Origin of the sequence: uncultured Sulfuricurvum sp. (assembly GCF_937936435.1) — a bacterium.
Lineage (GTDB): Bacteria > Campylobacterota > Campylobacteria > Campylobacterales > Sulfurimonadaceae > Sulfuricurvum.
Map to the genome: position 1 here is coordinate 1 of NZ_CALDDG010000113.1, position 4357 is coordinate 4357.

The 4357-nt window shown below is 48.5% G+C and carries 2 protein-coding genes; one reads left to right on the forward strand and one right to left on the reverse strand.

The window, feature by feature from the left end:
- Position 1 precedes the first annotated feature (1 nt).
- The gene (locus tag Q0389_RS10645; RefSeq protein ID WP_298694049.1) at positions 2-3472 is read right to left on the reverse strand and encodes an EAL domain-containing protein; all 3471 of its coding nucleotides are present in this window, start codon (positions 3470-3472) and stop codon (positions 2-4) included.
- A gap of 189 nt (positions 3473-3661) precedes the next feature.
- Here Q0389_RS10645 and Q0389_RS10650 point away from each other — a divergent pair.
- Positions 3662-4357: YebC/PmpR family DNA-binding transcriptional regulator (locus Q0389_RS10650; RefSeq protein ID WP_298694050.1), on the forward strand; the 696-nt coding region annotated here is incomplete at its 3' end.

Consider the following 4357-nt stretch of genomic DNA (forward strand, 5'->3'; position numbering starts at 1 on the left):
CTTAAAGGCTTTGATACTCTAAACGGAAACGGGCGAAATCGTCGGCGCGAAGAGGTTTCGCATAATAATACCCCTGAATTTCGTCGCATCCCTGCTGATGAAGATAATCGAGCTGTTCCGTCGTCTCCACCCCCTCGGCGATCGTGCGCAATCCAAGACTTTTGGCCATGCTGATGATCGTACCGACGATCGCTTTATCCTCGGGATCGACATGGATGTCCCGCACGAACGATTGATCGATTTTGAGTTTATAGATATTGAATTTTTTGAGATAACTCAGCGACGAATAGCCTGTACCGAAATCGTCGATCGACATGCGTATTCCTTTTTCATGCAGATCGTTCATGACGCTGATCGCTCTTTGAGGATCGTGCATCGCGACGCTTTCGGTGAGTTCAAGTTCCAGATATTCAGGCGGCAAACCGCTTTCGTGAAGAATATCGGCAACGATAACAGATAGATTCGGGGATCTAAACTGAACTGCCGAGAGATTGACGGCGATGATGAGCGGAGACATCCCCTGATCCATCCATTCTCTGGCCTGACGCGCCGCCGTTCCCAATACCCACTCTCCGATCGGTAATATCGTGCCGTTCTCTTCGGCAATCGATATAAATTCGGCAGGGGAGACGTTTCCAAATTCGGGGTGATTCCAGCGCAGAAGGGCTTCCGCTCCGATGATGGTTTTAGTTTCCGCCGAAAACTGAGGTTGATAATGGAGTTCCAGTTGTGAGCGTTCGAGCGCGTGGCGTAAGGCGTTGCTCAGTTCCAGATTGCGCATGGAAGATTTTTGCATCTCTTCGGTAAAGAAGCAGTAGTTGTTTCGTCCTCCCTGCTTGGCTTTATACATAGCGGTATCGGCATTCTTATAGAGGGTTTCGAAATCTTTGCCGTCGTTTGGATAGAGGGCGATTCCGATAGAGCTTCCGATGCTTAGTTCATGCGTTTCGATATGAAACGGTTTGGAAAAAGCTTCCAGCAGTTTTAGGCCCACTTGTGACGCACCGCTCATTCCGATATTGGGGAGAAGAATCATAAATTCGTCTCCGCCGAGACGGGCGAGGGTATCTTCTTCCCGGAGAATCGATTGAAGCCGATGTGCCGCTTGCACCAGAAGCGCATCGCCGATACTGTGACCTAACGAATCGTTAATGTCTTTAAAATGATCAAGATCGAGGAACATGACGGTTATTTCTCGGTTATTCCGTTTGGCGAGGCTGATGAGATCTTTAATCCGCAAGTCCAGCTGCGTCCGATTCGGCAAACCGGTGAGCCCGTCGAAATTGGCAAGATAGTGAATTTGGCGTTCGGATTCTTTTCGCTGGGTGACGTCCCGGATGATCCCCAGCAGCATCGTAACGTTTCCTTCTTCGTCGTGCATCGGTACGGCATTGATTTCCAGCCATCGATGCGTCCCTTTGATCCCTGTTATTTCAAACTCCAGATACCCCTTGTCTCCATGTATGACACGACGATGGAGATCGACGAACTCCGAACGCCATTGCGGTAACAGGAATTTTAGCAGTTTGTAGGTTTTGGCCTCTTCGGGCGTATCCGCTTCCAGCATGGCCAGACCGGCAGGGTTCATTTCGATTAAATTCCCCTGTGTGTCGAGCAGGATAACGCATTCGGGTTCATTGGAAATGATGGATTGAAGCCGTTCCTGGCTCTCACGCAATGCATTTTCGGTATTCTTACGTGCGGTGATCTCTTCGTAAAGGCCGACCACGCCGACAATCTCTCTGTTTTTATTGTATAGGGGAGCTTTGGAGGTACTTAGCCAGATCGTATCTCCTTGCGGAGTTGTCTGGGATTCTTCGAAAAAGAGCTTCGGTATGCCCGACTCCATGACACGCCGATCATCTTCCTGATACAGTTTCGCTTGTTCTCTCCAGCACAGCTGGGTATCGTTTTTTCCGATTACGTCTTTCGGATCATTCTCTCCGGCATCATTGGCAAAAACCTGATTGCATCCGAGATAGTTCAGGTGACTGTCTTTCCAAAAGATTCGAACGGGAGAAGTATTGATGATGGAAAAAAGGAGATTGTTGGTTTCGGTAAGGGTGTTTTCCGCTTTTTCACGTGCAATGTCACGCTCAAAACTCTCCAGCGCATAGCTGATATCCGTCGCCATCTCTTCAAGCAGTTTTTGTGCGGGTGCGTCGAAAGCATAGGTTTTTTCGGTATAAAGAGTGAATACTCCGACAACGTTTCCGTCGCGATATAACGGGAGGGCGGCGGAGGAACCCCAGCCGAATTTATGAGCCTTCTCATGCCATAAGGCAGTCATCGGATCGTGTTGAAAATCTTGACACCATACCGGTTTGCCCGTATGCAAAGCACGCCCTGTCGGCCCTTGACTCGTCGGATCGGTCGGATCGGTCGAAATGGCAATATCTTCAAGATATTCCGTCCCCTCTCCGTAAGAGGTGACAACGGCGAGATGGCGTATCGATTCGTCGACGATACCGATCCATCCCATTTTCATTCCTCCGTACTCGACGGCATCGCGGCAGATAATCGGGAAAAGTTCCGTTTCATCCGAAGAGCGGACGATAGCCTGATTACATTGGCTGAGTGCGGAATAAAGCTGGCGCAGCCGTTCGTTATTGGCGATGAGTTCTTCGAGTCTGAGCTGTGTTTCCCTCAGCCATCCCAAAACACTGTTCTCATCTCCCGAAGATACGGTGATGGGGATGGAAAAATTTCCTTTGCCGATACGTTTGATATGCATGTGAACATCATCTACGTTTCCTCCCAATGTCCGATATAAGGATTGATGCAGACGCCAGAGGGTAAAGAGGAAGAAAAATCCGACTCCGACAAAAACGACACGTAATACCCATGCGATCACTTCGGCGGTGTGGACGGCTTTGGTCGTGCGTGTGTTCATCAGCGTATAAAATTGGTCGATAGGGCGCATGATGGAAGCTTTTGCCCGGTGATAGGCTTCGTCGTGCAAAATTTCGACCGCTTTTTCTCTTTGAAGCGCTTTCTCTTGCGGTGTTCCGGATGCTTCGATCAGTTTCATCGCCGCGAATTCGGTTTGAGTCAGGGTATCGGAGTTGTTTTTAGCTTCTTGCAGTTTTCCGAACTCTTCGGAGGTAAATCCTGCTTGCCGCATTCTTTCGATCAGCGGGAGCATGTGTGAGGTAAACGGACGGGGACGTCGGTCATCCAAATCAACCAAATCCCAATAGATATTTTGATAATTGAGAGGATAGGGCTCTTTTCCGTTGCGGATATTGAGAATCTCTTGGTAATGGCGTTTATAGATGATATTTCCGGTCGCCGCATAGGTTCGGATCATACGGGTCAGATCATCTGAGGATTGGCGCAATTCATCCGCCAGTAAAAAAGAGATTATCCGGCGTTTATTAGCATCGTCAATCCGTTTTTCGGAATACATATAAAGAACAGTCGAGAGCGAAAATAAAAATAAAGCTGCGAAACTTCGCCATAAGTGGCGCATAAACGGAGCGGAATAAGGTCTGTCCAAAGGTAAAAACCCTCTTGTGGTAAAAATTCTGCTTTGAGTGCTGTTAAGATGATAGCACAATTTATCGGAGTTGACTCTGCCGAAGCGTACGTGGTTGTTTAAATCGTCCAAAGCGGCTATAATTCGATAATTTTTTTTAGTTTGAGATAGGAGCACTTGGGTATGGGAAGAGCGTTTGAATACCGTAAAGCCGCAAAAATGAAGCGTTGGGGGAATATGTCGCGAATATTCCCGAAACTTGGCAAAATCATCACGATGGCTGCCAAAGAGGGTGGTCCCGATCCCGACATGAACCCGAAACTTCGTACGGCTATTTTGACGGCAAAAGCGCAGAATATGCCCAAAGACAACATCGATGCGGCGATCAAACGGGCGACCGGGAAAGATGCGATTACCCTTCTGGAAGTAAACATCGAAGGGAAAGCGCCTCACGGCGCATTGATCTTCGTCGAATGCGCAACGGATAACAATACCCGTACGGTAGGGAATGTCCGCAGTTATTTTTCCAAGGCGAAAGGGGAGATGCTCAACAACGGTTCTCTCGAATTTATGTTCAGCCGTAAAGCGGTTTTCAGTTTTCCAAAACCGGAGATGGATCTCGAAGAACTGGAATTCGCATTGATCGATGCGGGTCTCGAAGAACTCGAAGAGGATGAAGGGGAAGTAAGCGTAACGGGAGATTATACCGCTTTCGGTGCGCTCTCAGCGGCCTTGGAATCTTTGGGAATCGCACCGACAAAAGCGGCATTGGAACGTATTCCGAATACAACGGTCGAATTTACCGACGAACAGATGGTCGATATCGAAAAATTGATCGATCGCCTCGAAGAGGACGATGACGTGCAGGCTGTTTATACG

Coding starts and splice junctions, on each gene's coding strand:
- Q0389_RS10645 (WP_298694049.1), bottom strand. CDS start 3,472: ATGCGCCACTTATGGCGAAGTTTCGCAGCTTTATTTTTATTTTCGCTC.